Source organism: Thioclava sp. F42-5, from assembly GCF_002213195.1.
GTDB lineage: Bacteria > Pseudomonadota > Alphaproteobacteria > Rhodobacterales > Rhodobacteraceae > Thioclava > Thioclava nitratireducens.
In genome coordinates, this window is record NZ_NBNZ01000007.1 from 1 (window position 1) to 26187 (window position 26187).

A 26187-nucleotide genomic window follows, 5' to 3' on the forward strand; every position below is an offset into this window, starting at 1 on the left:
AATCCTACTCCCGCAACCAATTCTACCGAACTCGGGTCAAGACGCTGCGCAGCCGCCTTCGGGCGGTCTCTTGCGTTTCCACCGCCCGTGGAAGCAATGTGGAAGCAGGCGGAGTAGAATTCGACACCCCGCCCCCACGAAGGCGGGGTTTGTCATTTGTGCCATCCCTCAATCCCAGGATCGCACCCAACTCGCCATAAAGCTCAATCACATGGCCGCTCGAAGCGTTCGGGTCCGGGTGCAGGACGATCTGGTCGATGAGGCTACGAAGGATCGCCGTCGCCTCGCTGCGACTATCCTTGTCATTGAGCGCTGCCGTCAGATCTTCTGACCTGCTCCCCTGAAATGTTCTCGTTTTGAGGTTAGCCTGTTCTCCAGACGAGGAGACAGACGATGAAGAGAAGCCGGTTCAGCGAAGAGCAGATCATTGGCATCCTGAAGGAGCACCAGGCCGGGCTGGGCGCGAAGGAGCTGTGCCGCAAGCATGGCATCAGCGACGCGACCTTCTACAAGTGGCGCTCGAGATATGGCGGCATGGAGGTGTCGGACGTCCGCCGGCTGAAGGCGCTGGAGGCCGAGAACGCGAAGCTGAAGAGTTGGAGGGATCAGCAAAGGCCCCAGTGGGGCGTTTGCCCCGAACAACGCTGGCCGACCAGATGCTCGACGTCGCGACGCTGAAGGAGATGTTGGGAATGGGAGCAGGCGAACGCCATGCGTTCGAGAGAGCCTGCGGACGCTTCTCAGGCCCGGTTCGAGGCGGCGCGCCGTGGACTGGGCCATGAAGGAGAAGAGCTACTCGCAGCGGCGGGCCTGTGCGCTGGCCGGGATCGACCCGCGCGTGTATCGGCGGCAGCCGACCAGGCCGGAGGACCGGAAGGTGCGCCAGCGGCTGCGGGAGGTGTCGGGCGAGAGGCGGAGGTTCGGATATCGGCGTCTGCACATCCTGCTGCGGCGGGAGGGCTGGGCGTTGAACTGGAAGAAGCTCTACCGGATCTACCGGGAAGAAGGCTTAACAGTCCGTAAACGGGGCGGTCGCAAGCGGGCCCTGGGAGCCAGGGCGCCGATGGCGATCCCGCAGGGGCCGAACCAGCGCTGGAGCCTCGACTTCGTGTCGGACAGCCTCAGCGATGGCCGCCGCTTCCGGATCCTGTGCGTGATCGACGACTTCAGCCGGGAATGTCTGGCTGCGGTCGTCGACACCTCGCTCTCCGGCATCCAGGTCGCCCGGGAGCTGGACCGGATCGCCGAAGTCAGAGGCCATCCCTGCATGGTGGTCAGCGATAATGGGACCGAGCTGACCAGCAACGCCATCCTCAAATGGCAGGAGGAGCGCCGGGTCGAATGGCACTACATCGCGCCGGGGAAACCGATGCAGAACGGCTTTGTCGAGAGCTTCAATGGCCGCCTCAGGGACGAATGCCTCAACGAGCATCTGTTCGCCAACCTGCGTCACGCCCGCAGTCTGATCGCGGCGTGGCGTGATGACTACAACCATCACCGCCCCCACACGAGCCTCGACGGGCTCACCCCGTGGGAGTATCACCAAAGGTCGAAAGAGGACCAAACCCTGAACAGAGCTAACCTCAAAACGCGGACTCGAAGGGGAGCAGGTCAGCTACAACCCATCAGAAATCGAGGTTCTCCACCGCTAGGGCGTTCTGTTGGATGAACTCGCGGCGGGGTTCCACGACGTCGCCCATCAGCTTCGAGAAGATGTCCTCGGCCTCGGCCACGTCTTCGACTCGCACCTGAAGCAGGGTCCGCGCGGAGGGGTCGAGTGTGGTTTCCCACAGCTGCTCGGGGTTCATTTCGCCCAAACCCTTGTAGCGCTGCAGGCTCAGGCCCTTTTCACCCTCGTTCAAGATCGCGTCGAGCAGTTCGAGCGGGCCGTGGATCAGGATTTCGCGCTCTTTGCGCACCAGCTTCGCCGGGCGGTCGTAGACCTCTTGCAGCTGCTCGGTCTGGCTGCCGAGACGGCGCGCTTCGCCCGAGCGCAGCACGGCACCGTCGAGCGTGCGGACCTCTTCCACGCCGCGCAGAACGCGGGCGAGGCGGATGCCGTGATCCTGCGTCGGACGGCCCTGCCAGCCGCGCTCGTATTCCAGAGCGACGAGGTCGAGGCGCTCGGCCACCGAGTTCGCGACGCCCTGCGCGTCTCCGTCGATCTTGCCCGGCACCATAGCGCCCGCGATCGCGGCCTGTTCGAGGATGTGATGCGGGTAATGGGTCGGGAAGGTTGCGAGGATCCGCTTGATCAGGCGGGCCTCTTCCACGACGCGCTTGAGATCCTGACCGCTGATCTCCTCGCCGGTGTTGAGCCGCAGAATCGCCCCTTCGACGCCCATATCGATCAGGTAATCCTCCAGCGCGGTCTGATCCTTTAGGTAGACCTCGGACTTGCCGCGCGCGACTTTGTAAAGCGGCGGCTGCGCGATGTAGAGGTAACCGTGCTCGATGATCTCGGGCATCTGGCGAAAGAAGAAGGTCAGCAGAAGCGTTCGGATGTGCGCACCATCGACATCAGCATCCGTCATGATGACGATCTTGTGGTAGCGCAGCTTGTCGATGTTGAATTCGTCACGACCGATTCCGGTGCCGAGCGCGGTGATCAGCGTGCCGATCTGATCCGAGCTGAGCATCCGGTCGAAGCGCGCGCGCTCGACGTTAAGAATCTTACCGCGCAGCGGCAGCACCGCCTGGTTCTTGCGCTCGCGGCCCTGCTTGGCTGAACCGCCCGCGGAGTCACCCTCGACGAGGAAGACTTCGGAGAGCGACGGATCCTTCTCCTGACAGTCGGCGAGCTTGCCGGGCAGGGAGGCCACATCCATCACCGTCTTGCGGCGCGTAAGTTCGCGTGCCTTGCGAGCAGCTTCCCGGGCCAACGCAGCCTCGATAATCTTGCCGACGATCTGCTTGGCCTCGTTCGGGTTTTCCTCGAACCATTCGGCGAGCTTCTCGTTCACGAGGTTCTCGACCGCCGGACGGACCTCGGAGGAGACCAGCTTGTCCTTGGTCTGGCTGGAGAATTTAGGATCGGGCACTTTCACCGAGAGCACGCAGGTCAGACCTTCGCGCGCGTCGTCGCCGGTGAAGTCGACCTTCTCGCGCTTGGCGATGCCGCTTTCCTGCGCGTATTTCGTGATCGTGCGGGTCAGTGCCCCGCGCAGGCCCGCCATATGGGTGCCGCCGTCACGCTGCGGAATGTTGTTGGTGAAGGGCAGAACGGTTTCGTGGTAGCTGTCGTTCCACCACATCGCGCATTCGACGCCGATGCCGCGCACCTCGCCGACCATGTAGATCGGGTCCTCCATCACGGCGTTTTTCGATCGATCCAGATATTTCACAAATTCCCGAACGCCGCCTTCATAGTGCAGCTCGGTCTTGAGCGGCTCGGCGGGGCGCTCGTCTTCGATGATGATACGGACGCCGGAGTTCAGGAAAGCCAGTTCGCGCAGACGCTTTTCCAGCGTGGCGAAGACGAACTCACGGTTCGAGAAGGTGCCCTCGGGATCGTCTTCCTTGCTCGACGCGAGGAAGCGCACCTCGGTGCCGCTCTCGTTCGGGGCCTCGCCCACGACATGCACATGCTCGACGCATTCGCCATGCTCGAAGCGCGCCTTGTGGATCTTGCCGTCGCGCCAAACCGTCAGTTCCAGCCAGTCCGACAGCGCGTTCACCACCGAGACGCCAACCCCGTGCAGACCGCCCGACACCTTGTAGGCGTTGCCGTCGTCGTCGGTGTTGTTGAATTTCCCGCCGGCGTGCAGCTGGGTCATGATGACCTCGGCCGCGGAGACGCCTTCTTCGGCGTGAATGTCGACGGGAATCCCGCGCCCATTATCACGCACGGAGACCGAAGAATCCGCGTGAATTTTCACGGCGACGTAGTCGGCGTGACCCGCCAAGGCTTCGTCGATGCCGTTATCGACGACCTCGTAAACCATGTGGTGCAGGCCCGAGCCGTCATCGGTATCGCCGATATACATGCCGGGCCGTTTCCTAACGGCCTCCAAGCCCTTGAGAACCTTGATGGAATCGGCGCCGTATGCGTTCTTCTTCGGGGTGTCGTCGGTCATGCCTGCCCGTCCTTTATCTGTTGCCGGTTTTATATCGGCTGGGCCCGGGAATGTCACGCGTCAGACACAAGATTTAGGGGGTCACGTCACGGCGATAAGAAGGCCGACGAGGATCATCAGCCCACCCGCGATCCGGTTGAGCTTTGCGAGCTTGCCGCGGCTTTGTACAAAGGCGCGGATGCGGCCCACGAAGGCGGCGAGGATAAGGTTGCCGGTCAGCGGTACGATGGCCGAGATCAGACTGACCGTGGCGATGTCGATCCAGGTCATCGTGGCGATCGGAAAGAAGCCCGGCAGGATGCCCATGTAGAACAGGATCGCCTTGGGATTGCCGATGATCACGATGAGCCCGGCGACGAAGCCCGCCCACATGCCCGGGCGCGTCAGGCGGCTGTCGGAGCTGATCTGATGGTCGGCATGGCGGATCAGGAGCGCCCCCATCCCCACGAACATCGCGACCGCCACCCAGCGCAGCGCATCGAGGAACCAGCTGAATTCGCCGACCAGCCACGACACGCCCAAGATCGCGAGTGCGGGCCAGACCATGTCGCCCACCGTCACGCCAAGCGCGAGCGGCCATGCAGAGGCGAACCCGCCGGCCATCGCGCGAGCGAGAAGGGCGAGCCAGACCGGTCCGGGGGTGAGGAAGAGAACCAGAAGCGCGCCGGTGTATAGCGCGATCTGCGATAAGGTGAGGGTCATGGGAGGGTAAGGCTTCCGTCGTCGGCCAGCGGCCAGAAGGGATTATGGGCAAGTTCCCAGACATGGTGGTCGGGATCGGCGTAATAGCCCGCATAGCCGCCCCAGAAAGTCTTCTCGGGGGCTTTCAATTCGGTTGCGCCTGCCTTGAGGGCGGCAGCGAAAGCGGCGTCCACGTCTTCGGGGCTGTCGAAGTTCTGCGCCAGCGTCATCGCGCCTGTGCCCAGCCTTGCGCGGGTAAGGCCCTGATCGGCGGCCAGCGCCGGCAAGGAGAACAGGCTCAGCGCCATCCCGTGCAACTGGTAGAAGGCGACGTCCTCCTGCTCGGCATGGGGCTGCCAGCCGAGCGCTGCGTAGAAGCGCTTCGACTGGTCGAGATCGGCCACGCCCAGCGTGATCAGCGTCACACGTTGCTGCGGATAGCTCACGGCATAGCCTCCCTCACCTCAGAGCCCTGCGGCCCCTCGACCACTTCGAGATATTGCCCCCGGTCCCCGAGCGCGTCGAACAGCTCAGCTCCCGTGCCGGTCATCAACACCTGCGCGCCCATCGCGCAGATTTCGTCATAAAGCGCCGCGCGCCGGCCGGAGTCCAGATGGGCGGCGACCTCGTCGAGCAAAAGCACCACATCCTCGCCCGCAAGCGCCCGCGCATTGGCGAGGATCAGCGAGATCAGCAGCGCCTTCTGCTCCCCGGTAGAGCATTGCGCGGCGGGGGCATCTTTCTCGACATATGTGGCGAGCAGATCGGCCCGGTGCGGCCCCTCCAGCGTCCTGCCCGCTGACATGTCGCGCGGGCGATTGGCGTCGAGGGCTGCGGCCAGATCCCCGGGGCCTTCGTTCTCGAGGACCAGATGCGCTGCTGGAAACGCCGTCGCCGCATCCGCCTGCGCCTGCATGATCCGCGTGAGGGCTTCGGCGCGGTTCGCCCGGATCGCAGCGCCAGCTTCGGCCATCTGCGCCTCCAGCGCGTGATACCAGGTCGGATCGCGGACCATGTCCTTGAGCAAGCGGTTCCGCTCGCGCATCGCCTTTTCATAGGCCAGCGTGACCTCGGCATGGGCGGGGGTGAAGCTCATTACCATCCGGTCGAGAAACCGCCTGCGCCCCTCGGCCCCTTCGATCCAGAGCCGGTCCATCGAGGGCACCAGCCACAGCACCCGCAGAATCTGCGCCAGTGCCACCTGCGGCGCGACTTTGCCATCGATCTCGACCCGGCGCGACTCGCCGGGCAGGGCGGAGGTCTCGATTTCATGGGTGTCGGTGACGGCGCGCAGCTTCCAGCCAACGGCTTCGGCGCGGCGCATCAACTCGTCGGCCTGCGCCCGGCGCAGCCCACGCCCGGGTGAGAGCAGCGACACCGCCTCAAGGATATTCGTCTTGCCCGCGCCGTTGGGCCCGTAGATTGCCACGGGCCGCCCGTCGAAAGCGATTTCGGCACGACGATGCGAGCGGAACTGCAATATCTTCAGTTCACGCAGCATCGCGCCTCTTCTTCTCGATGGAAATATCCCCGCCGGAGGCTTCCGTCAGGCCTCACACGCGCATCGGCATGACCACATAGACCGCCGAAGTGTCGCCACCTTCGCGCATCAGGGTCGGATCGCCCGAGGAATTGAACAGGAAGACGGCATTTTCGCGATCGACCTGGCTCGCGATCTCGAGCAGGTATTTCGCGTTGAAACCGATCTCCAGCGGCTCGTCGGCATAGGCCACGACCAGCTCTTCTTCCGCGGCACCGGCATCGGGTGCGTTGACCGAAAGTACCAGCTTGTCGGCTTCCAGAGCCAGTTTCACCGCGCGCGACCGCTCCGACGAGACGGTCGCCACACGGTCCACCGCTTTTGCGAATTCCGATGCGTCGACTTCCAGCTGGCGGGTGTTCCCGGTCGGGATGACGCGGGTGTAATCGGGGAAGGTGCCGTCGATGACCTTCGAGGTCAGCGTGATCACCGGGGTCGCGAAACGGACCTTGGTTTCCGAGACCGAGACCGCGATTTCCTGATCGTCGTCCTCCAGCAGCTTGCGCAGCTCGTTCACCGTTTTGCGGGGCACGATCACGCCGGGCATGCCCGAGGCGCCTTCGGGCAGGCCGGAATCGATACGCGCCAGACGGTGACCGTCGGTGGCGACGCAGCGCAGCACCTGACCGTCTTCGCCGGTCGCGATATGCATGTAGACGCCGTTGAGGTAATAGCGGGTCTCTTCAGTCGAGATCGCGAATTTCGACTTGTCGAACAGGCGCTTGAGCACCCCGGCCTTGGCCGTGAAATTCGCCGTGTATTCCGAAGAAGCCATCACCGGGAAGTCTTCCTTCGGCAGCGTGGCGAGGTTGAAGCTCGACCGACCGGCCTGCACGTTCAGACGCCCGGCGGCCGGGTCGTCCGAGATCGAGACCAGCGCGCCATCGGGCAGCTTGCGCACGATTTCATGCAGCATGACCGCCGAGACCGTCGTAGCCCCGGCCTGTTCGACCTGCGCGGGCGCCTTGTCGACCACCTCGATATCGAGGTCGGTCGCGCGGAACTGGACAGTGTCGCCTTCGGCTTCGATCAGCACGTTAGCAAGGATCGGGATCGTGTTGCGGCGTTCCACAACGGATTGCGCTTGCGAGACGGCCTTGAGCAGCGCGGCGCGTTCGATGCTGAATTTCATGTCGATCCCTCACGACTTTCCGGGGCTGGCAAGGTAGCACCTCGCGCCACCGGCACAACGGTTTTCGCAGACATTCGGTCGCTTTGTCCGGAGCGTCAAGCCCAGCGGGCCAGATCAGCTTTCAAGGAGGCGGCGGAGCAACTCGATATCTTCGGCGAGCTGCGAATCCGTGCCGCGCAGTTCTTCGATCTTGCGGATGCCGTGCATGATCGTGGTGTGATCGCGCCCGCCGAAGCGGCGCCCGATATCGGGAAGCGAGCGGGTGGTCAGCGATTTCGCGAGGAACATCGCCACCTGGCGCGGACGAGCGATGGCGCGCAGGCGCTTGGGCCCCACGAGATCGGAGAGACGGACGTTGTAATGCTCCGCCACCTTGCGCTGGATTTCTTCGACGGTGACCTTGCGCTCGGACTGACGCAGCTGGTCCTTGAGGCATTCCTGCGCCAGATCCATCGTGATCTCGCGCCCTATCAGCGAGGCATAGGCGAAGAGGCGGGTCAGCGCGCCTTCGAGGATACGCACGTTCGAGGTGATCCGGTGTGCCACGAATTCCAGAACGCCGGGGGCGATCTGCAGGTCGGGATACTGAACCTTGTAGGCTTCGGTCTTGGTCTGAAGAATACCGAGGCGCAGTTCGTAATCGGTCGGGTGCAGGTCGACGACGAGACCGCAGGACAGGCGCGACTTGATGCGCTCTTCGAGGTCCTTGATCTCGCCCGGGGCACGATCCGCCGAGATGACGATCTGTTTGCCCTGATCCACGAGCGCGTTGAACGTGTGGAAGAACTCTTCCTGTGTGGAATCTTTCCCGGCGATGAACTGCACATCGTCGACCATCAGAACGTCGATCGAGCGGAACATCTCCTTGAAGTCCATGATCTGCTTTTCGCGCAGCGCCTGCACGAAGCGATACATGAACTGCTCGGCCGAAAGATAGAGCACGCGCAGATCCGGACGCTGATGCTGTAGGTCATGCGCGATCGCATGCATCAGGTGGGTCTTACCAAGCCCGACGCCGCCATAGAGGAACAGCGGGTTGAACGTGACCGGGCCACCTTCGGCAACGCGCTTGGCGGCGGCATGGGCCAGTTCGTTCGGCTTGCCGACGACGAAGCTGTCGAAGGTGAAGCGCGAATCTAGCGGCGCGCCGGGAAGCGGCTCGTCGGGACGCGGGGTCTTGCGGAGCTTGGCGGCTGCAGCGGGAGCCGGGGCAGGGGCCGGAACCGCAGGGCGGGTCGCGCCATTCGCCGTGCCGTTCATCGGACGACGGGCCGGGACCGAGATGTCGACGCGCTCTGCAGAGATGCCCGCCCGACGCAGTTCGCTCAGGATCGGTTCCGCAAAGTTGCGCGAGACCCAGTCGCACATGAATTTCGTCGGTGCTTGGAATGAGGCGATGCCGTCCTCGAGGTCGATCAGCTCGAGCGGAGCGATCCAGGTCGTGTAGTTGTTTTGCCCAACAGCTTTTTGAAGCTCATTGCAGACCTGCCCCCAAGTTTCGTCCGTCATTTTTCCGCCCATCGCCAAACACAAATAAGTTGCGTCTTCGTCCCTTGGGATTGCGGCAAGCCCGGCTGGCAGCTCGGCCTCGATTACAAACAGACACGACCTACCTGCCGGGATTGAAACCCGGTTTCAGGCAGAGTTGCCGAAAGTGAGGAGTTGGACCCCCTCGAGAATCGGAATCGCATTTCGCTGGTCGCCAACAGGCTTTTTCATTTGTCGTGGCAGACTTATTTGCCCCCGACGGCCAGATAAATGCGTCATGTCCCCCAAGGCGACGTGAATCGCAGGTAGAAGCTAGCAAGCTGGCGAGCCAGCAGGCAACCGACCTTTGCGCTTGACGTGAGATTCCCCGAAACGAATCTGAGGGGGCTGCGCAAAACTGCAACAGTTTCGTGTCAAGGCACTGATTGTCCAAGAAAAAACGCGCCCACCAAATAGGCGGACGCGTTTTTTCTCAAGGAATCCAGCGTATTCCGGAGCCGGCTCGACCCCGGGGCGCAGATCAGGCGTTGAGAGCCTTCACGCGCGACGCAAGGCGCGAGACTTTGCGCGATGCGGTGTTCTTGTGCAGAACGCCCTTGGTGACGCCACGAGCCAGCTCGGGCTGGGCAGCGCGCAGAGCGTTGGTTGCCGCTTCGTAGTCGCCCGAAGCGATCGCTTCTTCGACTTTGCGGATGAAGGTACGGATGCGCGAACGACGAGCTTTGTTGACGTCTTGGCGGCGCTCGTTCTGACGGGCGCGTTTCTTGGACTGGGGCGTGTTAGCCATGTGTATCTTCCCACTTTCCGGGTCTGTTCAAATCTTTCAATCGCACGACAGACCCCGGGCTCCAGCGAACCTAGATGATTCTAGCCTAAGCGGGCTCCACGCGCATGTGAGGCGGCCTCATAAGGCAAATTGCGCAAAAGGGAAAGGGAATAATGAAAAGCGGGGCCGAAGCCCCGCCATCTGGTGTCGTGCGAGCGGCCCGAAAGGGCTCACTTGTCGCGGAATTGAGGCTCGCGCTTTTCGAGGAAGGCAGCCATGCCCTCTTTCTGGTCGTCGGTGGCGAAGAGCCCGTGGAACAGACGACGCTCGAACAGGATGCCTTCGTTCATCGTCGTCTCGTAGGAGCGGTTCACCGCTTCTTTCGCGGCGCGAGTCGCAAGCATCGACTTCTCGGCGATCTTCTGCGCCGCAGCCATAGTCTCGGGGATCAGCTTGGCATTCGGGACGACTCGGCTGACAAGTCCCGACCGTTCGGCCTCGCCGGCATCCATGAAGCGGCCCGTGAGGTGCATGTCCATCGCCTTGGACTTGCCCACGAAGCGCGTCAGGCGCTGGGTGCCGCCGATCCCGGCGATCACGCCGAGATTGATCTCGGGCTGGCCGAACTTGGCGTTCTCCGCGCAGATGATGAAATCGCACATCATCGCCAATTCGCAACCGCCGCCGAGCGCGTAGCCCGCCACTGCAGCGATGATCGGTTTGCGGATGCGGTTGATGGCATCCGCTTCCTTGCCGAAGAAGTCGCTCGTGAACATGTCCACGAAGCTCTTTTCCGACATTTCCTTGATGTCTGCGCCAGCCGCGAAGGCCTTTTCCGAACCGGTGATGACGATGCAACGCACCTTGTCATTCTCTTCCGCCGATTTCAGCGCCTCGGCCAGTTCCCCCAGCAATTGCGAGTTCAGGGCGTTCAGTGCGTCGGGGCGGTTGAGCCGGATCAGGGCAACGTAATCCTCGATCTCGACGATCAGGGTCTGGTAGGCCATTTCGGTCTTGCCTTTCCTTGTCTCTGAACGGGACTCCTAGCAGAGCGTCAAATCAGATCAAGCGTCTTGTGATGCCGGAGCGCTGCGTCATTTCTGGCAGGCCGGGCAGAAAAAGGTGGATCGTCCGGATTGAACGATGCGCCGGATCGGCGTCCCGCAAGTGCTACAGGGCGCGTCCTCGCGGTCGTAGACATGGAAGCTGTGCTGGAAATATCCCAGTTCCCCATCCGCTTGCCGATGGTCGCGCAGAGACGACCCTCCCGCCGAGATCGCCTCGGTCAGCACCTCGCGGATGATCGGCACCAGCGAGGCGATGCGTGCGTTCGAAATCCGCTTCGCCTGACGGCGCGGGTCGATGCCTGCCCGGTGCAGCACCTCGCAGACATAGATGTTGCCCAGACCCGCCACGACATGCTGGTCGAGCAGCGCAGACTTGATCGGGGTCGCGCGCCGTTTGAGCGCCTCGACCAGATAGTCTTCGTGGAAGTCGTTGCCGAAGGGCTCGGGGCCCAGGCCCGCCAAGAGCCAATGCGCATGCTCGCGCTCGGTCAGCACCAGATCCATCGCCCCGAAGCGACGCGCGTCATTGAAGGTCACACGCCCGCCACCCGCCATGTGCAAAACAACGTGATCGTGTTTCGCAGGCGCGGGATGTTCGAGGTGAAAATCGCCAAGCGCCACGCCCGAGACCAGCATGCGGCCCGACATCCCGAGGTGGATCAGCAGGCTTTCTCCGCTGTCGAGATCCGCGAGGATGTATTTCGACCGTCGCCGCAGACGGTCCACGCGGGCCCCCTGCAACCGCTCGGCCATCCGCTCGGGCAGGGGCCAGCGCAGGTCGGGCCGATTGACTTCGGCACGCTCGATCCGATGGCCTTCCATGGCCGGGACCAACCCGCGACGAACCGTCTCGACCTCGGGCAATTCGGGCATAGTTCCTCCTCATCGCATTGTCTTGGGGCAAAGGGCCCCTATAAGAAGGGGGTGAAATGAGGATCGGCAAGGGCCCATGAGCGCAGAGCAATCAAAGACCACGCATTTCGGTTTTCAGACCGTGGACGAAGATGCCAAGGCAGGCATGGTTCACGGCGTGTTTTCGCGAGTGGCATCGAAATACGACATCATGAACGACCTGATGAGCATGGGCATCCACCGCGTCTGGAAGGACGCGATGATGGATTGGCTCGCGCCGCGACCGGGTCAAAAGTTGCTCGACGTGGCGGGCGGGACCGGCGACGTGTCCTTCCGCTTCTTGAAACGCGCAGGCTCGGGCCACGCGACGGTCTGTGACATGACCGAATCGATGCTGATCGAGGGCCGCAAGCGCGCCGAGGCCGAAAGCATGGCCGACAGTCTCGACTGGGTGGTCGGCGACGCGATGGCGCTGCCCTTCGCGGATAATTCCTTCGACGTCTACACGATCTCTTTCGGCATCCGGAACGTGACGCGGATCGCGGATGCGCTCTCGGAGGCCTATCGGGTGCTCAAGCCTGGTGGACGGATGATGGTGTTGGAGTTCAGCCAGATCCCGAATGAACTGATGCAGAAGGCCTATGATCTCTATTCCTTCAACGTGATCCCGAAGATGGGCGAAATCGTCGCAAATGACCGCGACAGCTACCAGTACCTGGTGGAATCGATCCGCAAGTTCCCCTCGCAGGAGACCTTCGCGCAGATGATCCGTGAAGCCGGGTTCGACAATGTCTCCTACCGGAATCTGTCGATGGGAATCGCGGCGCTGCACTCGGGCTGGAAACTTTAACCGATGCGCGGACCCCACAATATCTGGCGCCTGATCCGGACGGGCGCGACCTTCATCCGCACGGGTGCGATGCATCAGGCGCTTGAGGCGATGGATGCGCCGCCGCGGCTGCGCGCCGTGGCCTATGCGATCAGCGCGCCCTTCGCATGGCTTGGCTACAAGGGCGATCCGGAGCTACCGCCAGTCACGCGCGCGATCACCGCGCTGGGCCCGGCCTATATCAAGTTCGGTCAGGTCCTCTCGACGCGGCCGGACGTGGTCGGCGCCGAATTGGCCGATCAGCTGCGCGTGCTGCAGGACAAGCTGCCGCCCTTCGAGACCTCGATCGCCAAGCGTATGGTCGAAGACGAACTGGGCGCGCCCGCCGATCAGCTGTTCATCGAGTTTTCCGAGCCCGTCGCCGCCGCTTCGATCGCGCAGGTCCATTCCGCGCGCCGTGCGGACACGGGTGAACGGGTCGCGGTGAAGGTATTGCGCCCGGGGATCGAGCGCGCTTTCCGTCGCGATCTCGACGCCTTCCATTTCGCCGCCGCTATGATCGAGCGGATTTCACCCGCGTCGCGGCGCTTGCGCCCGAGCGAGGTAATCAAACACTTCGAATCCGTGGTTCTGGGCGAGTTGGATCTGCGTCTGGAGGCGGCTTCGGCTTCGCAGTTCGGCGCCAATACCGTAGGTGATGCGGGCTTCCTCGTGCCACAGCCGGTCTGGAACCTCTCGGCCAAGCGCGTGATGGTGCTTGACTGGGCGGAAGGTCTGCCGATGGGCGACCCGACGGGCCTGCGCGATGCGGGACATGACGTGGCCGCCATCGGCGAGCGCGTGTTGCAACTGTTCCTTAGCCATGCTCTGCGCGACGGGTTTTTCCATGCCGACATGCATCATGGCAATCTCAAGGTGGCTGGGAACGGGGATATCCTCGCCTATGATTTCGGGATCATGGGGCAGATCGACGAATATACCCGCCGGGTCTATGCCGAGATACTCATGGGCTTCATCCAGCGCGACTACAAGCGTGTGGCCGAGGTGCATTTCGAGGCTGGTTACGTCCCCGCCGATCGCGATGTCGACGAGTTCGCGCTGGCGCTGCGCGCCGTGGGCGAGCCGATCTTCGGGATGGACGCCGCCCATATCTCGATGGCGCGGCTTTTGGCCTATCTCTTCGAGGTGACGGAGCGCTTCGGGATGCAGACCCAGACGCAGTTGATCCTGCTGCAGCGCACGATGGTCGTTGTTGAAGGCGTGGCGCGTTCGCTCCACCCGTCGATCAACATGTGGGAAGTCGCGAAGCCGGTCGTGGAGAAATACATTCGCGAAAGCCTCGGTCCGCGTGCCATCGCGAATGATCTGCGCAAGACGGTGCAGGTTCTGGGTCGCTTCGGGCCGCAACTCCCTGACCTCGTGAAGGCGGCGATCCGCAAGCAGACCGAACCGACACCGCCCCCGGTGACGGTGACCCGCTGGCGCTACGCGGCACTGATCTCAGCTGGGACGGCCCTTCTGCTGCTTGGCGTCGTCCTGGGCGAGCTGCTTTAACCCTCCCGCAGCGCGCTGACCGTATCGGCGGGAACTTTGGCCCCGCCTTCGAGCGTCAACATCGCGCCGTTAGCGCCTGCTTGCACCTCGACCACCCGGCTATAGGCCGCGACCGGATCGGTGCCGATCAGATTGCCCGCCGCGTAGCTTTGCAGCGAGAAGCGGTATTGCCCAGCCCCTAGCGATTGGCCCGCCCCGTTGGTTCCGTCCCACGCATAGCTTTCGAGCGCAGGCGAAATCAGCTTCTTCGCGACCTGTTCCTCGGTCGAATCCGTGATCACCAGAACGGCTGTGTCGGCCCCCGATTGCGCCGCGGGCGCAAGGTCGATCGGCGTCGAGCCGTCGAAGTAACTCGGTGCCTCCGCGCGGGCCTGCATTCCGACCCAGCTCGCCAGTTCGCTCAAACTGCCAAGTCCAATCTGGCCTGACAGAGCGATCAGCAGATCGTTGGTCTTTACCTGTTGCTCGACGCTGGAGAATGTCGCGAGTTGCACCGCGAAATCGGCGCTTTCGATCGGATTGAGCGGATCCTGATTTTTCATCTGGGCGGTGAGCATCGTCAGGAAGGTTTCGAAATCCGAACTGAGCGCCGATGGGGCTTTTGCATCGCCACTGTTCGCTGCGGCCGTGGCGGCGACGTTGGGGTTCGTCGGGGTTACGGGGGAAGTGGTGGTGGTCATGATGATCTCCTACATGCGCAGGTCGAGCCCGCCTTTGTGTGGGGCTAGGCGGGTGGCGGGGCGCGGATTGGGGTCAATCGGCGTCTCAACGTGGGCGACGCCCGGGCCAGTGCCTGACCTGTCGAATATATCGGGCCGCCGCTGGGGGCGCTCCTCGCGCTGGCTGAACTGAAAATCGAGCGTGCCATAACCCAAGTCGCGTATTTCGCGCGCGAAAGTATCGATATGGCGGCGCATGAGGTCGAGTGTTTCGGCGCGATCGGCCTGTATCGCGACCGTCATGCCATGCTGGCTTGCATGGAGGATCATGCGCACGTGGCCCAATTCTTTCGGCGAAAGCGCAATTTCCACTGGCCGATCGGGCATCCGCTGCAGTGAAATACCAATCTGATGCGCTATTGACTGCGCGATAGAAGCCGGGGCGGGCTGCGGCGCTGAACTTGTCGGCGCCGCCCCGCCTGTCCCCGCAGCCAGTGGTGCGCTGTGCGCGGCTGAGGTTTCGGGCGTCTCAGCCGTACTGAACCGCGCTCTGGGCAACTCGGACCTCTCCGTGTCCCCCTGCGCCGCCCGAAGCGCAGCTGTCCCCAGATAGATAGCCTGAGCATGGCTCATGCGAGCAGTCGGGGCATGGGCCGCAACGTCCATGGGTAGAATATCACGATCCACCCGGACCGAAGGTTCGCGCGCCTCGGCTTTGTCATTCTTGGACGTATCGCTTGGCGTGCTTAAAAGGCGCGCTGTGTTGAACTGTGGTTGTGGCGGCGGCTGCCAGCGGGTAGAGGCCCGCGCAATTTCTGCGTCGACTGGCGGAGCTTTGGCCGCCAAAGCGTAGTGAGGGTCTGATGCTTTCCCGCTCTGCAATACTTTTGCGGACACAGCGACCGTTTCGACCGTTTCCAAGGATGCGCTCCGCCGCACTGTGATCCCCGCAGCTCCCGCGCTTGGAGGCATAGCGTCGGCTGCCTCGGTGCTTGTGGCCGGTTTTGACGTGAAAACCGGCGTCGCGGCTTCGTGGTCGCCTCTGTTCGGGGATGCTTGCGCCGGCGCTGCCTCTGGCCCATGGCGGATTACAGCCCGGATCGCTTCCCCGTTCGCTTTCGCTGCGGTGTTACTCCGCCCCTGAAAAAACGATTCTGCGGATAGAGATGGCGCCTGAGTCCCGGCTTCTGCAGGAGGCGCGTGCGCGGACCGCGCCGTCTCCTCGGTCTCCGCGGGCAAAGTTTCCGGCGAGGCAAGGGGACGGAGAGGCTTTGTGCCTCCCGTGTCCCTTTTCCGGTGACGCTTTGATATAACATGCTCAGCTACTGGCTGCTCATTCTCGGGGGCGGGGGCGAGCGACTCGTTCACGTCGAAGGTTGTTTTCGGGGCATGCTCGGCACTGTGAACGACCACACTATCGGAAGCAGACGCACCGGTTCTTGCCGGCAATGACACCGCAGATGTTTGCCCGGGATTGGCAGTTCTTTGTTCTCGCGCGTCGCTCGGCACCGCGAGTGGCTTTCGGTTCGACAGTGATCGTGGTGCCAGCCCATCCTGTCTGGAGTCGTTTCTTTGGGGCTCGATATGTGGTTGCATCGTGATTCCGCTCGAAACTGGAGCATAAGTCATCACGTTGCCGGAGGTAGTCTCAGCGACTTTTGCTGCGGCTTTTGTCGGGTGCGTTTCGCTGGACTTGTCTGTTTCGGCGCCGTTCTTTCTCCCTCGAGGGCGCGCGTCGCCGTCTCTCGCGGCAACGTTCTTCTCCGTGGGCTTCACGATATCGGTCCCTTTGACCTGGTTTCGTTCGACCGTGGAAGCAGACTGCAGTTGGCGATGGGATTTCTGCGGTCCAAGCAGCAAGATGACCTCAGACAAGTCATTTGAAACCGATGCGCGGAGAACGGCACCCTCTCTCTCCTCATGTGCGGACTGATCGTCCTCGGATCCTGCGCCGCTCTCCTTTGATGCGGCCGCGTCCGTATTACGAGCTTCGTCGGTAGTAGGCGCCGCTGCCTCGGCCACGAGCGCGAAATCCCCGCTCGGCGCTTCATCCGCCCCGGTATTGACGGTCGCTGAGTTGATTTGGCTGCCCAAGCCTTTCGGCATTTCTGGCATCGGAAAGGGAATCATGGTCCTCACGACCTCTGTCTGTGTCGAAACCACTATCGCGGCAGGAACTTACCGATTCTTTACGCCCGCCTGGCAGAGTGCAGAAAATTATCCGCAATTGGAGAGTTCGATGCTTCGCCCGACCATGTCACCAGGGCCGCGTGCCCCGGTCCTTTCGCCGCAAGACGCCAAACTTTTCGCGAAAGCCAAGGCGTTCGAAGCTGGTTTCCTTTCGGAAATGTTGAAAGAGGCCGGACTGCGGGCTGACGACGGCGCTTTCGGCGGCGGCATCGGGGAAGCGCAATTCGCATCTTTCTTAAGAGTCGAACAGTCGAAGGCCATGGTCGACGCGGGGGGGATCGGCCTTGCCGAAGTCATCTTCGAATGGCTCAAGAACGGAGGACAGGATGCCTGAAACGACTACCGCGGAAGAGCTCATCTCGCTACTGCGCCTCGAACGAGAAGCAATCCGGTCGGCGGAGTTCTCCGACCTCATTGCCTTGAGCGACCGAAAGGAGCGCGCGATGGCCGCGCTGACGAAGCCTGATCACGGCAGGGTCGAGCAGATTCAGGCGCTTGCTCGCGAGAATCAGGTGCTGCTGGCCTCTGCTCTGGAAGGAGTGCGCGCTGCGCAGGCCCGTCTCAAGGTAATTGTGGCGGCGGCGAAAGGCTTCGATTCCTATGACCGAGAAGGGCGTCCGCAGCCTATTCGCCGCGGTAGTGCGGATTTCGAGCGGCGTGCATAAGCTGTTAATCATGAAAGACATTTCTCAAGAGTTTAGGGACAGGATTTAGCAGGTTGTTAGCCTTTGCTCGGCCATTGTGGCGCCGCATCCAAGCGATGGCGCGCTTCAAAGCTCACGAGGCGCATTGGTCAGAAAGCCATGAGCGCCGCGTCGAACACGCGGCTTTGCAACCGAGTGACGCAAAGCGTCGACATTAAAAGGATAAATCATGTCCAGCATTCTGACGAATACCGGCGCCATGATCGCGCTGCAGACTCTGAAAGGGATCAATTCCGGCCTCGCCACCACCCAATCTGAAATCTCGACCGGCAAATCGGTCGGCTCGGCGAAAGACAACGCGGCCGTATGGGCGATTTCGAAGGTCATGGAGTCCGACGTAAAAAGCTTCTCTGGCATTTCGGATAGCCTCGCGCTGGGGGAATCGACTGTCGCGGTGGCCCGTAAGGCCGCCGAAACCGTGACTGACCTGCTGACCGATATGAAAAGCAAGATCGTCGCGGCACAGGAGTCGAATGTCGACCGCGACAAGATTCAGACGGATATCGACGCACTTCAGGAGCAACTGACGTCGGTCGTCGGGGCGGCGCAGTTCAATGGCCTGAACCTGGTCGATGGCTCCTCGGCTGCGACCGTTAAAGTGCTGTCGTCGCTCGACCGCGCCTCGGACGGCACCGTTTCCGCGAGCCATATCGACGTCACCGCCCAAAACCTCTCTGTCGGCAGTTACTCTGCGAAAGCGGCCTTCACCGGTTCGGCCGGGGTGTCTACCGATAAGGATACCGCCGCCACGACTCTCGCCAAGGCTGATACGACGGGAGTCAAGGTGTTTCTCGATGACACGGTTACCTGGGCCGCGGGCGATAGCGTGAAGGTCAGCCTCGGAGATCAAACGGTCAGCTACACGCTCTCCGAAGCGGATGCGGCGCAGACCGGCACTGCACGCACCGACTTGATCGCCGCTGGACTGAAATCGGCGATCGACGCACTGGGCATCGCCAACCTGCAAGTCGACTTCACCGCCGGTGTGAGCACCACCAGCGACTCGACCCTGACCTTCAAGAATGATGGCGGCGCCGATCTGGCCGGCGATCTGACGATCGTGTCGCAATTCCTCAATGCGGGCTCGGGCGGTCTCGCCGCGGTCGCATCGATCGACGTGACCACTGACGCGGGGGCGACCGCTGCGCTCACCAATATCGAGACGCTGATCCAGACGGCAACCGATGCGGCTTCTTCCTTCGGTTCGGTCGAGGGCCGGATCGGCACGCAAGCCGACTTTATCTCCAGCCTCAGCGACTCGCTCAAGGCCGGTATCGGGTCGATGGTAGACGCGGATATGGAAGAGGCCTCGGCACGGCTTCAGGCTCTGCAAACTCAGCAACAGCTAGGTATCCAGGCGCTCTCGATCGCCAATCAGCAGCCCCAGAACATCCTTTCGCTGTTCCGTTAAAGTCCGGGTAGGGGCGTCTGATCCGGCGCCCCCGCTTCCCTCATGCCCTCCGCACATGATCAGTTTCAGTCACCGGAAGGATTTCCCGTGTACGCGACGACTTTGGCCAAAACGGCCTATTCCAATCCGAGCCAGCCGATGCGCACACCGCGCGGTCTCGAATTCGAGCTATTTGCCCGCATCACGCGTCGCCTTAAACAGGTGTCTTCGCAGGACGTGCCCTTTGCCGCGCTGGCAGAAGCGATCTTCGAAAACCGCCGCCTCTGGACCGCGCTCGCGGCGGATGTGGCGGATTCCGAGAATGGCTTGCCGCAGGACCTCCGCGCGCGCATTTTCTTTCTAAACGAGTTCACGCAGGCGCATAGCCGCCTCGTCCTTTCGGAAAAGCGTTCGGTCGATGTTTTGATCGACGTGAATACCGCAATCATGCGCGGGTTGCGGCAAGAAGGGATCAAACAATGAGCGGCCTCGTGCTTAAACTCGCCCCAAAGGAGAGAGTGCTGATTAATGGCGCGGTTATCGAAAACGGAGATCGCCGATCGCGGCTCGCGATCATGACGCCGAACGCAAATATCCTGCGGCTGCGCGACGCGATCCATCCGGAAGAGGTGAACACGCCTGTCCGGCGCGTGTGCTATATCGCGCAGCTCGTGCTGTCGGGGGACACCGACCCCGAAGAGGCAAGGATGCAGTTGCTTCGGGGGATCGAACAACTCAGCCAAGTTCTCAAGGATCACGATAGCCGGGCGCAGCTGAATGCGGCCACGCTCGCCGTGATCGAGAACCAGCATTACCAAGCGCTGAAGGCGCTACGGACGCTTCTCCCACGGGAGGAACGTCTCCTCGCCGCGGGCGCGTCATGACTTATCAACCCGTTATTCCCTTTTCCGGGTTCGCGGGATGGCGCTTTCTCTCGCGCACGATGGAAACGCAGAAGGCGGCTTTCGCGGCGTCGTCGGAAAACCAGCGTCTTGATCGCTATTTCCGTGAGACGATCGGAAGCATCGATACGGCACAGGAACTGGTCGATGACCGGCGCCTTCTGAGCGTGGCGCTGGGCGCGTTCGGTCTCGATGCGGATATCGACAACAAGTACTTCATCCGCAAAGTACTCGAAGAGGGGTCTTTGGATCGCACGGCGCTTGCCAATAAGCTGTCGGATAAAAGCTATCTCGCACTGACCAAGGCATTCGGTTTTGGAGATTTCGCTATTCCGCGCACCAAGCTCTCGACATTCGCGGATGAGATCCTGAACCAATTCGAGAGCCGGGAATTCGAAGTCGCGGTCGGCGGGGTCGACAACGACATGCGCATGGCGATGTCCCTTCAGCGTGATCTGCCCGCACTCGCGGCAAGGGACATGTCCGAGCCTGCGAAATGGTACACGATTATCGGATCGCCCGCTTTGAGCCGGGTCTTCCAGACCGCGCTCAACCTGCCGCCGAGTGTCGGCGCTTTGGATGTCGAGCAGCAGCGCGACATCTACATGTCCAAGGCGCAACGCGTCTACGGCACCTCCGATTCGGCTGAACTCGCCGCGCCGGAGAAGCTGGCTGCCCTGACGCGGGACTATCTACTGCGCGCGCAGCTTTCGAACATGGCCAGCGTCTCTCCGCAGAATGTCGCGCTCAGCCTGTTGCGGAACACAGGGGCGCAGGGCCTGTCCCTTCGACTCTAGGCTTTAGGGGAACTGCGCTGCACGGCGCAGCTCGCCCGTTTTCAGGCCGCGCCAATTGGTGATTGGCCCGGTCAATCTGCGATGCACCACGGGCGCGTTGGCATCGAGCGCACCAAGGCGGATCAGCAGCACGATTATCGCCGCTTCCGAGGCCCGGGTTGCGCCATCAGTGATTTTCAGGGCGACGCCGCGCTTCTGATCCGGAAGCATGGCGACGTAAACGCCTTCTGCACCGGTTTTGACGGCGACACGCCCGTTCGCCTCGCGCATGATTTCGGTGCAGGCGCGCCCTTCGCCCGCGACCATTTCAGGATACTCCATCATCGCGTCGACCAGTCGGGCGGCAGCGCGCGCCCGCAGATCGCCGTCCGGTTTCGCCGACGCGAAGAATTGCATCGCACGCGCGAGGCCAGCGAGGCTGGTCGCGAAATTCGGGGCCGAGCATCCGTCGATCCCATAGCGCGGAGAGCTCTCTTCGGTTACCTCTTCAAAGGCGGATTTCACGGCACGCTGCACCGGGTGATCGAAATCGATATAGTCCGGCCCGCCGCCCAGATGCCGGTTCAGCGTCAGGAAGCCGGCATGTTTGCCCGAGCAATTGTTGTGTGCTTGGCAAGGCGCGTCGTCCGCGCAGATCAGATGTTTCTTCTCGGCCTTGTCGCGCGGCAGATGGGCCCCGCAGCGCAGATCATCGTCCTTCATCCCGAGCGTCGCGAGCCAGTCTTCGACTGCGGCGCGGTGCATGCGAGCGCCGGAATGGCTCGCGCAGGACAGGGCCAGCTGGCAAGTGGCCAGGCCAGCCGCCTCCGCCGCCCCGCTTTCCAGCAGCGGCAAAGCCTGAATCATCTTCACGGACGATCTCGGAAAAATTACTGTTTCGGGATCGCCCCAAGCCGCTTCGATGCCCTCGGGGCCGAAGATCACTGCATGGCCATGATGGACGGATTCACACATCCCTCCGCGCCATAGCTCAATCATTGCCTCGGGTGCCGTCATCGCCTGCCTCCTATGCGCGAAATCTCGCCGTCGCGGGGTTTTCCCCCTAGGCTTTTTAGGGTTAAATGAGTGTTATCGAGAGGAAAACGCATCCGCCACCGAAAACAGGGTGACCAGCCCGGGCGATGCAGAGGCAACGTGACAGCTGGAGGCTGTAAGCATGATGATGAAGGGTCTGCGGATCGCGGCGGTCGCCGCGCTCATGATCGGGGCGGGGCACGGCGCAATTGCGCAGGAAAGCACCAACCGCGTCGCTGCGAATACCGATTGGAGCGTCTTCGTCGATAACGATCCGAAAGAATGTTGGGGCGTGTCGAAGCCGAAGAAAACGGTCAACACCAAGGGTGGGAAGGTCGTACAGGTGAACCGCGGGGATATCCTGCTCTTCGTGACCTATCGTCCGGGTAAGGCGCCCGAGATTTCCTTCATGGGCGGCTATCCTTTCGCGGATGGCTCGACCGTCGATCTGGAAGTCGGGGGGCAGAAATACACCCTCTTCACCGACGGTGGCGGCGCTTGGGCCGGATCGCCGGAAGAGGACGCGAAGATCATCGCCGCCCTAAAGGCTGGCGCAGACGTGAAACTGACCGGTCGTTCGAGCCGTGGCACCCAGACCGAGGACACGTTCTCGCTGATGGGCTTCACCGCCGCGACCGACGAGGCCGAGCAGCGCTGCAAGTAAGCGACCCTCGCGCCTGACATTCGAGCCCCGGCCATGCGCCGGGGTTTTCGCGTTCGAGCCAAAAGCGCGACGCCCCCTGTTAATGCAGGGGCGAATCCCCTATATGAGGCGCCTCATTTCAAGGAAACATGCGATGACCCAGTCTCAGGCTCCGATCACGCAAGACGTGCACACGATCCCGCGCAAGCTGCCCGAAGGCGGCAAGGTGAATCTCATTGGCCTCACCCGTGACCAGCTGCGCGCGGCGCTGATCGAGGCGGGCACGCCCGAGAAGCAGGCGAAGATGCGCGTCGGCCAGATCTGGCAGTGGCTCTATTACTGGGGTGTGCGCGATTTCGCGGCGATGACCAACCTCGCCAAGGATTACCGGGCGATGCTGGCCGAGACGTTCGAGATTACCCTGCCCGAGATCGTCTCGAAGCAGGTCTCCGAGGACGGCACGCGGAAATACCTTCTGAAGATCGCGGGCGGCCACGAAGTCGAGGCGGTCTACATCCCCGAGGAAAGCCGCGGCACGCTGTGCATCTCGAGCCAGGTGGGCTGCACGCTGACCTGTTCGTTCTGCCACACCGGCACGCAGAAACTCGTGCGCAACCTGACGCCCGGCGAGATCGTCGGCCAGGTCATGCTCGCACGCGACGATCTGGGCGAATGGCCCGAGAAGAACAGCCCGAAGAACGAGACCCGTTTGGTGTCGAACGTCGTTCTGATGGGCATGGGCGAGCCGCTTTACAACTTCGAGAATGTCCGCGACGCGATGAAGGTCGTGATGGATGGCGAGGGGCTGAGCCTCAGCCGCCGCCGGATCACGCTCTCGACTTCGGGCGTGGTGCCGGAGATCGCGAAGACCGCCGAGGAGATCGGCTGTCTGTTGGCGGTGTCCTTCCACGCCACGACCGACGAAGTGCGCGACAAGCTGGTGCCGATCAACAAGCGCTGGAATATCGAGACGCTGCTGAACGCGCTGCGGGAATATCCGCGCCTGTCGAACTCCGAGCGGATCACGTTCGAATACGTGATGCTCAAGGGGGTGAACGATAGCGACGAGGACGCGCGGCGCCTGGTGAAGCTGATCCGCGGCATCCCCGCGAAGATCAACCTGATCCCGTTCAACGAATGGCCGGGCGCGCCCTACGAGCGCAGCGACTGGGAGCGGATCGAGAGCTTCGCCGACATCATCTACAAAGCGGGCTATGCCTCGCCGATCCGTACGCCGCGCGGCGAGGACATCATGGCCGCCTGCGGTCAGCTGAAATCGGCGACCGAGCGGGCGCGCAAGTCGCGGGCGCAAATTCAGGCGGAGGCGGGTCTTTAAGGAACCCGCTTCGCCGGGTCCGCATTGACGCTGGGTGTGGCTAGTTTCCGGAGACGTCATGACGCGAGAGGCCATCGCCCCGCTGCCAAAGCCCTGCAATGCCGAGGGAAAACCGCGCCGCACCGGCGTGGAGATCGAGTTCGCGGGGCTGACCGAGGCGCGCATCGCGCAGATCGCTGCGCGGGCCTTGGGGGGCGAGGCGCGGCGCAGCGACGGTCAGGACTGGGAAGTCACCGGTACGAAGCTCGGCGATCTGCAGGTCTATCTCGACATCTCGCTGCGCAAACAAGCCGGTGGGACGCTCAAAGAGCTTGGTCTACGCATAGGGCGCGAGGTCATTCCGGTCGAGATCGTGACCGATCCGCTGGACCGCGAAGGGCTCCTGCAGCTATCTGATTTCCTTGACTTGCTGCGCAGCGAGGGCGCGCAAGGAACCGGTCGGTCGCTGCTTTATGGTTTCGGGCTTCACCTAAACCCGGAGATCGCGTCCAGCAACGCAGAGGACATCGTCCGCCCTCTACTGGCCTTCGCGCTGATCGAGGAGTGGATGCGGGAGACGTGGCCGATCGAGGCGACCCGCGAAGTGCTGCCCTTCACCGCCCCTTACCCCAAGAAGCTGATCGAAGATTTGGCGCGGCTCGGCCCGGATGCCGCGCTCGACGCGGTGATCCTGGCTTATCGCAAGCACACGCTGTCGCGGAACCACGGGCTCGACATGCTTCCGATCTTCTGCGAACTGCGACCCGACCTGATCGCGCCGGAAGAAGGGAAGGGTGGCACCGTTTCGCCGCGTCCCGCCTTCCATTTCCGGCTGCCCGATTGCCGCATCGACGATGAGACATGGTCGCTCGATAACGAATGGAAGCGTTGGTGGTTCGTGGAGACGCTCGCGGCAGACCCTGAACTGCTGGGTCTGATGTGTCGCGAATGGTTGACGGCGAAAACCGAATTTCATCTGCTGGGTGGGAAATGGCTCGAAACCTGCGAGAAAATTCTGAGGCTTGCCGGGCATAAATGAAGCCTCTGATCGGCATATCGACCTCGCGTCGCACCGGGTGGCGGGTCTATCCTTTCATCGCCTTCGGTGTCTGGCTTGCGGGCGGGCGTTCGGTGCGCTGGGTAGCAGGCAAACGCGCCGAGGTGCGCCATGTCGATGGCGTCATCGTGGGCGGGGGCGACGACATCTCTCCAGAGCTGTATGGCGGCGATCTGATCGCGAGCGCGGTCCTCGATCCGGCGCGCGACGAGTTGGAGAAATGTCTGGTCGAGGAGGCGATGGCGCAGGGAAAGCCGGTGCTAGGGATCTGCCGCGGCGCACAGATGATCAACGTGGCGCTCGGCGGTGATCTGCACCAGGACGCCTACGACCATTACAACGTGCGCAAACACACGACGCTCTTGCCGAAAAAGGATGTGCGGATCGAACCCGGCACCCGCCTCGGTGCGCTGGCCGGCCTGGAGCCGATGCGGGTCAACGCGCTCCACAGTCAGGCGGTGGATCGGTTGGGCGATGGCCTACGGGTCGCGGCGCGCGACGGCTCGGGCATGGTGCAGGCGGTGGAGCGGATCGAGGAACCTTTCGCCCTCGGCGTTCAGTGGCACCCGGAATACCTGACCTATGCGCACCGACAACGGGCGCTGTTTCGGGCGCTGGTGGCGGCCGCGCGCGCCGGTGTCGAACATCGCGCGCAGCTTCCCGAGGTCAGCGCCGAGGCGAAGGCCTGAGCCCACGCCTCAGCAGTTGTCGTAATCCCAGCCGTCGATGATCGCGACTGCGTCTTTTGCGGTCTCTACGAAGCTGACAAGCTCGAGATCTTCGGGCGAGATCGTCCCGGCCTCGGCCAGCCGATCCCAGTTGATGATCTCTTCCCAGAATTTTCGCCCGAACAGGATGAAGGGGATCTTCGACATCCGCCCCGTCTGGATCAGCGTCAGCGCCTCGAACATCTCGTCGAGCGTGCCGAAGCCGCCGGGGAAAACGCAGACGGCGCGGGCGCGCATCAGGAAATGCATCTTCCGGATCGCGAAATAGTGGAAGTTGAACGTCAGATCGGGCGTCACGAATTCGTTGGGCGCCTGCTCGTGCGGCAGCACGATATTGAGGCCGATGGACTGTCCGCCCGCTTCATGCGCGCCGCGGTTGCCTGCCTCCATCACGCCGGGGCCACCGCCGGTGCAGATCACGTTCTCCCGGCCATATTCCTGCATCGAACGCTCCGTCATCGCGCGGGCGAAGCTGCGGGCCTCCTCATAGTAACCCGACAGTTCCGCGAGATATTCGGTCTTGGCGCTCGCCTTGTTTTCGGGGGCAGGGATGCGTGCGCCGCCGAACATGACGATGGTCGACTCGATGCCGCGCTCGTCCATGATCAGTTGCGGCTTGAGCAATTCGAGCTGTAGCCGAACCGGGCGCAGTTCGTCGCGCAGCATGAAATCCACGTCCGTATAGGCCAGCCGATAGGCGGGCGCGCGGGTCTGTGGCGTGTCGGGAATGTTCTTTGCGGTCTGCGCGTCTTCCCGCGAGTGGCGGAACGAATGCGTCGTGTCGTCCTTCATAGGGGCACCTG

The 26187-nt window shown here is 62.5% G+C and carries 25 protein-coding genes and 2 pseudogenes; 14 read left to right on the forward strand and 13 right to left on the reverse strand.

Annotated features, from left to right (window positions below):
- Window positions 1-393 precede the first annotated feature (393 nt).
- A pseudogene (locus tag B6V74_RS18825) lies at window positions 394-594 on the forward strand (transposase); the annotation flags it as partial.
- A 136-nt stretch (window positions 595-730) separates the two neighbouring features.
- A pseudogene (locus tag B6V74_RS16140) lies at window positions 731-1669 on the forward strand (IS3 family transposase); the annotation flags it as partial.
- On the opposite strand, the gene gyrB reads toward B6V74_RS16140, so the two are convergent.
- The 9 genes from gyrB to mutM all read right to left on the reverse strand — a co-directional run bounded on the left by gyrB (window position 1626) and on the right by mutM (window position 11623).
- Window positions 1626-4076 (reverse strand): DNA topoisomerase (ATP-hydrolyzing) subunit B, encoded by a 2451-nt coding sequence (gene gyrB, locus B6V74_RS16145; protein WP_075776770.1) that lies wholly within the window; start codon window positions 4074-4076, stop codon window positions 1626-1628. The pseudogene B6V74_RS16140 and the gene gyrB sit on opposite strands and share 44 nt — an antisense overlap.
- Before the next feature lie 81 nt (window positions 4077-4157).
- A complete protein-coding gene (locus B6V74_RS16150) occupies window positions 4158-4778 on the reverse strand; it encodes a LysE family translocator (RefSeq protein ID WP_088723396.1) in 621 nt (206 codons plus the stop codon).
- Window positions 4775-5203: a VOC family protein gene (locus tag B6V74_RS16155; protein WP_075776772.1), complete on the reverse strand. Its 429-nt coding sequence runs from the start codon at window positions 5201-5203 to the stop codon at window positions 4775-4777. The genes B6V74_RS16150 and B6V74_RS16155 overlap by 4 nt, the downstream gene beginning before the upstream one ends.
- The gene (gene recF / locus B6V74_RS16160) at window positions 5200-6258 is read right to left on the reverse strand and encodes a DNA replication/repair protein RecF (RefSeq protein WP_088723397.1); all 1059 of its coding nucleotides are present in this window, start codon (window positions 6256-6258) and stop codon (window positions 5200-5202) included. The genes B6V74_RS16155 and recF overlap by 4 nt, the downstream gene beginning before the upstream one ends.
- Before the next feature lie 52 nt (window positions 6259-6310).
- Entirely contained in the window at window positions 6311-7429 is a 1119-nt protein-coding gene (gene dnaN / locus B6V74_RS16165; protein WP_078521612.1) for a DNA polymerase III subunit beta, read from the reverse strand.
- 114 nt (window positions 7430-7543) lie between these two features.
- On the reverse strand, window positions 7544-8938 hold the full coding sequence (dnaA, locus tag B6V74_RS16170) for a chromosomal replication initiator protein DnaA (RefSeq protein ID WP_088720565.1): 1395 nt from the start codon (window positions 8936-8938) through the stop codon (window positions 7544-7546).
- 499 nt (window positions 8939-9437) lie between these two features.
- On the reverse strand, window positions 9438-9704 hold the full coding sequence (rpsT, locus tag B6V74_RS16175; RefSeq protein WP_075776775.1) for a 30S ribosomal protein S20: 267 nt from the start codon (window positions 9702-9704) through the stop codon (window positions 9438-9440).
- Window positions 9705-9913: 209 nt separating this feature from the next.
- The gene (locus tag B6V74_RS16180; RefSeq protein ID WP_075776776.1) at window positions 9914-10690 is read right to left on the reverse strand and encodes an enoyl-CoA hydratase; all 777 of its coding nucleotides are present in this window, start codon (window positions 10688-10690) and stop codon (window positions 9914-9916) included.
- Between the two features lie 87 nt (window positions 10691-10777).
- Complete coding sequence (mutM, locus tag B6V74_RS16185; protein WP_088723398.1) at window positions 10778-11623, reverse strand: bifunctional DNA-formamidopyrimidine glycosylase/DNA-(apurinic or apyrimidinic site) lyase; 846 nt, start codon at window positions 11621-11623, stop codon at window positions 10778-10780.
- Window positions 11624-11699: 76 nt separating this feature from the next.
- Here mutM and ubiE point away from each other — a divergent pair, with 76 nt between their 5' ends.
- Together ubiE and ubiB are read left to right on the forward strand one after the other, a co-directional pair.
- On the forward strand, window positions 11700-12452 hold the full coding sequence (gene ubiE / locus B6V74_RS16190; protein ID WP_088723399.1) for a bifunctional demethylmenaquinone methyltransferase/2-methoxy-6-polyprenyl-1,4-benzoquinol methylase UbiE: 753 nt from the start codon (window positions 11700-11702) through the stop codon (window positions 12450-12452).
- A 3-nt stretch (window positions 12453-12455) separates the two neighbouring features.
- Window positions 12456-13985, forward strand: a complete 1530-nt coding sequence (gene ubiB / locus B6V74_RS16195) for a 2-polyprenylphenol 6-hydroxylase (RefSeq protein ID WP_088723400.1) — start codon at window positions 12456-12458, stop codon at window positions 13983-13985.
- Here the strand turns inward: ubiB and B6V74_RS16200 are convergent.
- Complete coding sequence (locus B6V74_RS16200) at window positions 13982-14665, reverse strand: flagellar hook capping FlgD N-terminal domain-containing protein (RefSeq protein WP_088723401.1); 684 nt, start codon at window positions 14663-14665, stop codon at window positions 13982-13984. The two genes, ubiB and B6V74_RS16200, sit on opposite strands and share 4 nt — an antisense overlap.
- Window positions 14666-14674: 9 nt before the next feature.
- Window positions 14675-15565, reverse strand: a complete 891-nt coding sequence (locus tag B6V74_RS19030) for a flagellar hook-length control protein FliK (RefSeq protein WP_168184243.1) — start codon at window positions 15563-15565, stop codon at window positions 14675-14677.
- 1333 nt (window positions 15566-16898) lie between these two features.
- Here B6V74_RS19030 and B6V74_RS16210 point away from each other — a divergent pair.
- The 6 genes from B6V74_RS16210 (at window position 16899) to B6V74_RS16235 (ending at window position 20627) form a co-directional block, all read left to right on the forward strand.
- Window positions 16899-17168 (forward strand): rod-binding protein, encoded by a 270-nt coding sequence (locus tag B6V74_RS16210; protein ID WP_206185218.1) that lies wholly within the window; start codon window positions 16899-16901, stop codon window positions 17166-17168.
- Complete coding sequence (locus B6V74_RS16215) at window positions 17161-17499, forward strand: hypothetical protein (RefSeq protein WP_088723404.1); 339 nt, start codon at window positions 17161-17163, stop codon at window positions 17497-17499. The genes B6V74_RS16210 and B6V74_RS16215 overlap by 8 nt, the downstream gene beginning before the upstream one ends.
- Window positions 17500-17707: 208 nt before the next feature.
- The gene (locus B6V74_RS16220) at window positions 17708-18949 is read left to right on the forward strand and encodes a flagellin (RefSeq protein ID WP_075776784.1); all 1242 of its coding nucleotides are present in this window, start codon (window positions 17708-17710) and stop codon (window positions 18947-18949) included.
- A gap of 87 nt (window positions 18950-19036) precedes the next feature.
- Entirely contained in the window at window positions 19037-19411 is a 375-nt protein-coding gene (gene flaF, locus B6V74_RS16225; protein ID WP_088723405.1) for a flagellar biosynthesis regulator FlaF, read from the forward strand.
- Window positions 19408-19812, forward strand: coding sequence for a flagellar biosynthesis repressor FlbT (gene flbT / locus B6V74_RS16230; protein ID WP_075776786.1), 405 nt, complete (start codon window positions 19408-19410; stop codon window positions 19810-19812). The genes flaF and flbT overlap by 4 nt, the downstream gene beginning before the upstream one ends.
- Window positions 19809-20627, forward strand: a complete 819-nt coding sequence (locus B6V74_RS16235) for a DUF1217 domain-containing protein (RefSeq protein WP_088723406.1) — start codon at window positions 19809-19811, stop codon at window positions 20625-20627. Before flbT ends, B6V74_RS16235 begins: the two co-directional genes overlap by 4 nt.
- A gap of 3 nt (window positions 20628-20630) precedes the next feature.
- Here B6V74_RS16235 and B6V74_RS16240 read toward each other — a convergent pair whose 3' ends face one another.
- Window positions 20631-21623 carry an asparaginase gene (locus B6V74_RS16240; protein WP_088723407.1) on the reverse strand — a complete coding sequence of 331 codons (993 nt, stop codon included), beginning with the start codon at window positions 21621-21623 and terminating at the stop codon, window positions 20631-20633.
- Between the two features lie 166 nt (window positions 21624-21789).
- On the opposite strand from B6V74_RS16240, the gene B6V74_RS16245 reads away from it, so the two are divergent.
- The 4 genes from B6V74_RS16245 (at window position 21790) to B6V74_RS16260 (ending at window position 25345) form a co-directional block, all read left to right on the forward strand.
- Entirely contained in the window at window positions 21790-22305 is a 516-nt protein-coding gene (locus tag B6V74_RS16245) for an invasion associated locus B family protein (protein WP_088723464.1), read from the forward strand.
- Between the two features lie 133 nt (window positions 22306-22438).
- Window positions 22439-23620 (forward strand): 23S rRNA (adenine(2503)-C(2))-methyltransferase RlmN, encoded by a 1182-nt coding sequence (gene rlmN, locus B6V74_RS16250; RefSeq protein WP_088723408.1) that lies wholly within the window; start codon window positions 22439-22441, stop codon window positions 23618-23620.
- 58 nt (window positions 23621-23678) lie between these two features.
- Window positions 23679-24638: an amidoligase family protein gene (locus B6V74_RS16255; protein WP_088720547.1), complete on the forward strand. Its 960-nt coding sequence runs from the start codon at window positions 23679-23681 to the stop codon at window positions 24636-24638.
- Window positions 24635-25345, forward strand: a complete 711-nt coding sequence (locus B6V74_RS16260; RefSeq protein ID WP_088723409.1) for a gamma-glutamyl-gamma-aminobutyrate hydrolase family protein — start codon at window positions 24635-24637, stop codon at window positions 25343-25345. The genes B6V74_RS16255 and B6V74_RS16260 overlap by 4 nt, the downstream gene beginning before the upstream one ends.
- 9 nt (window positions 25346-25354) lie before the next feature.
- On the opposite strand, the gene B6V74_RS16265 is transcribed toward B6V74_RS16260, so the two are convergent.
- A complete protein-coding gene (locus B6V74_RS16265; RefSeq protein ID WP_075776792.1) occupies window positions 25355-26176 on the reverse strand; it encodes an LOG family protein in 822 nt (273 codons plus the stop codon).
- Window positions 26177-26187 lie beyond the last annotated feature (11 nt).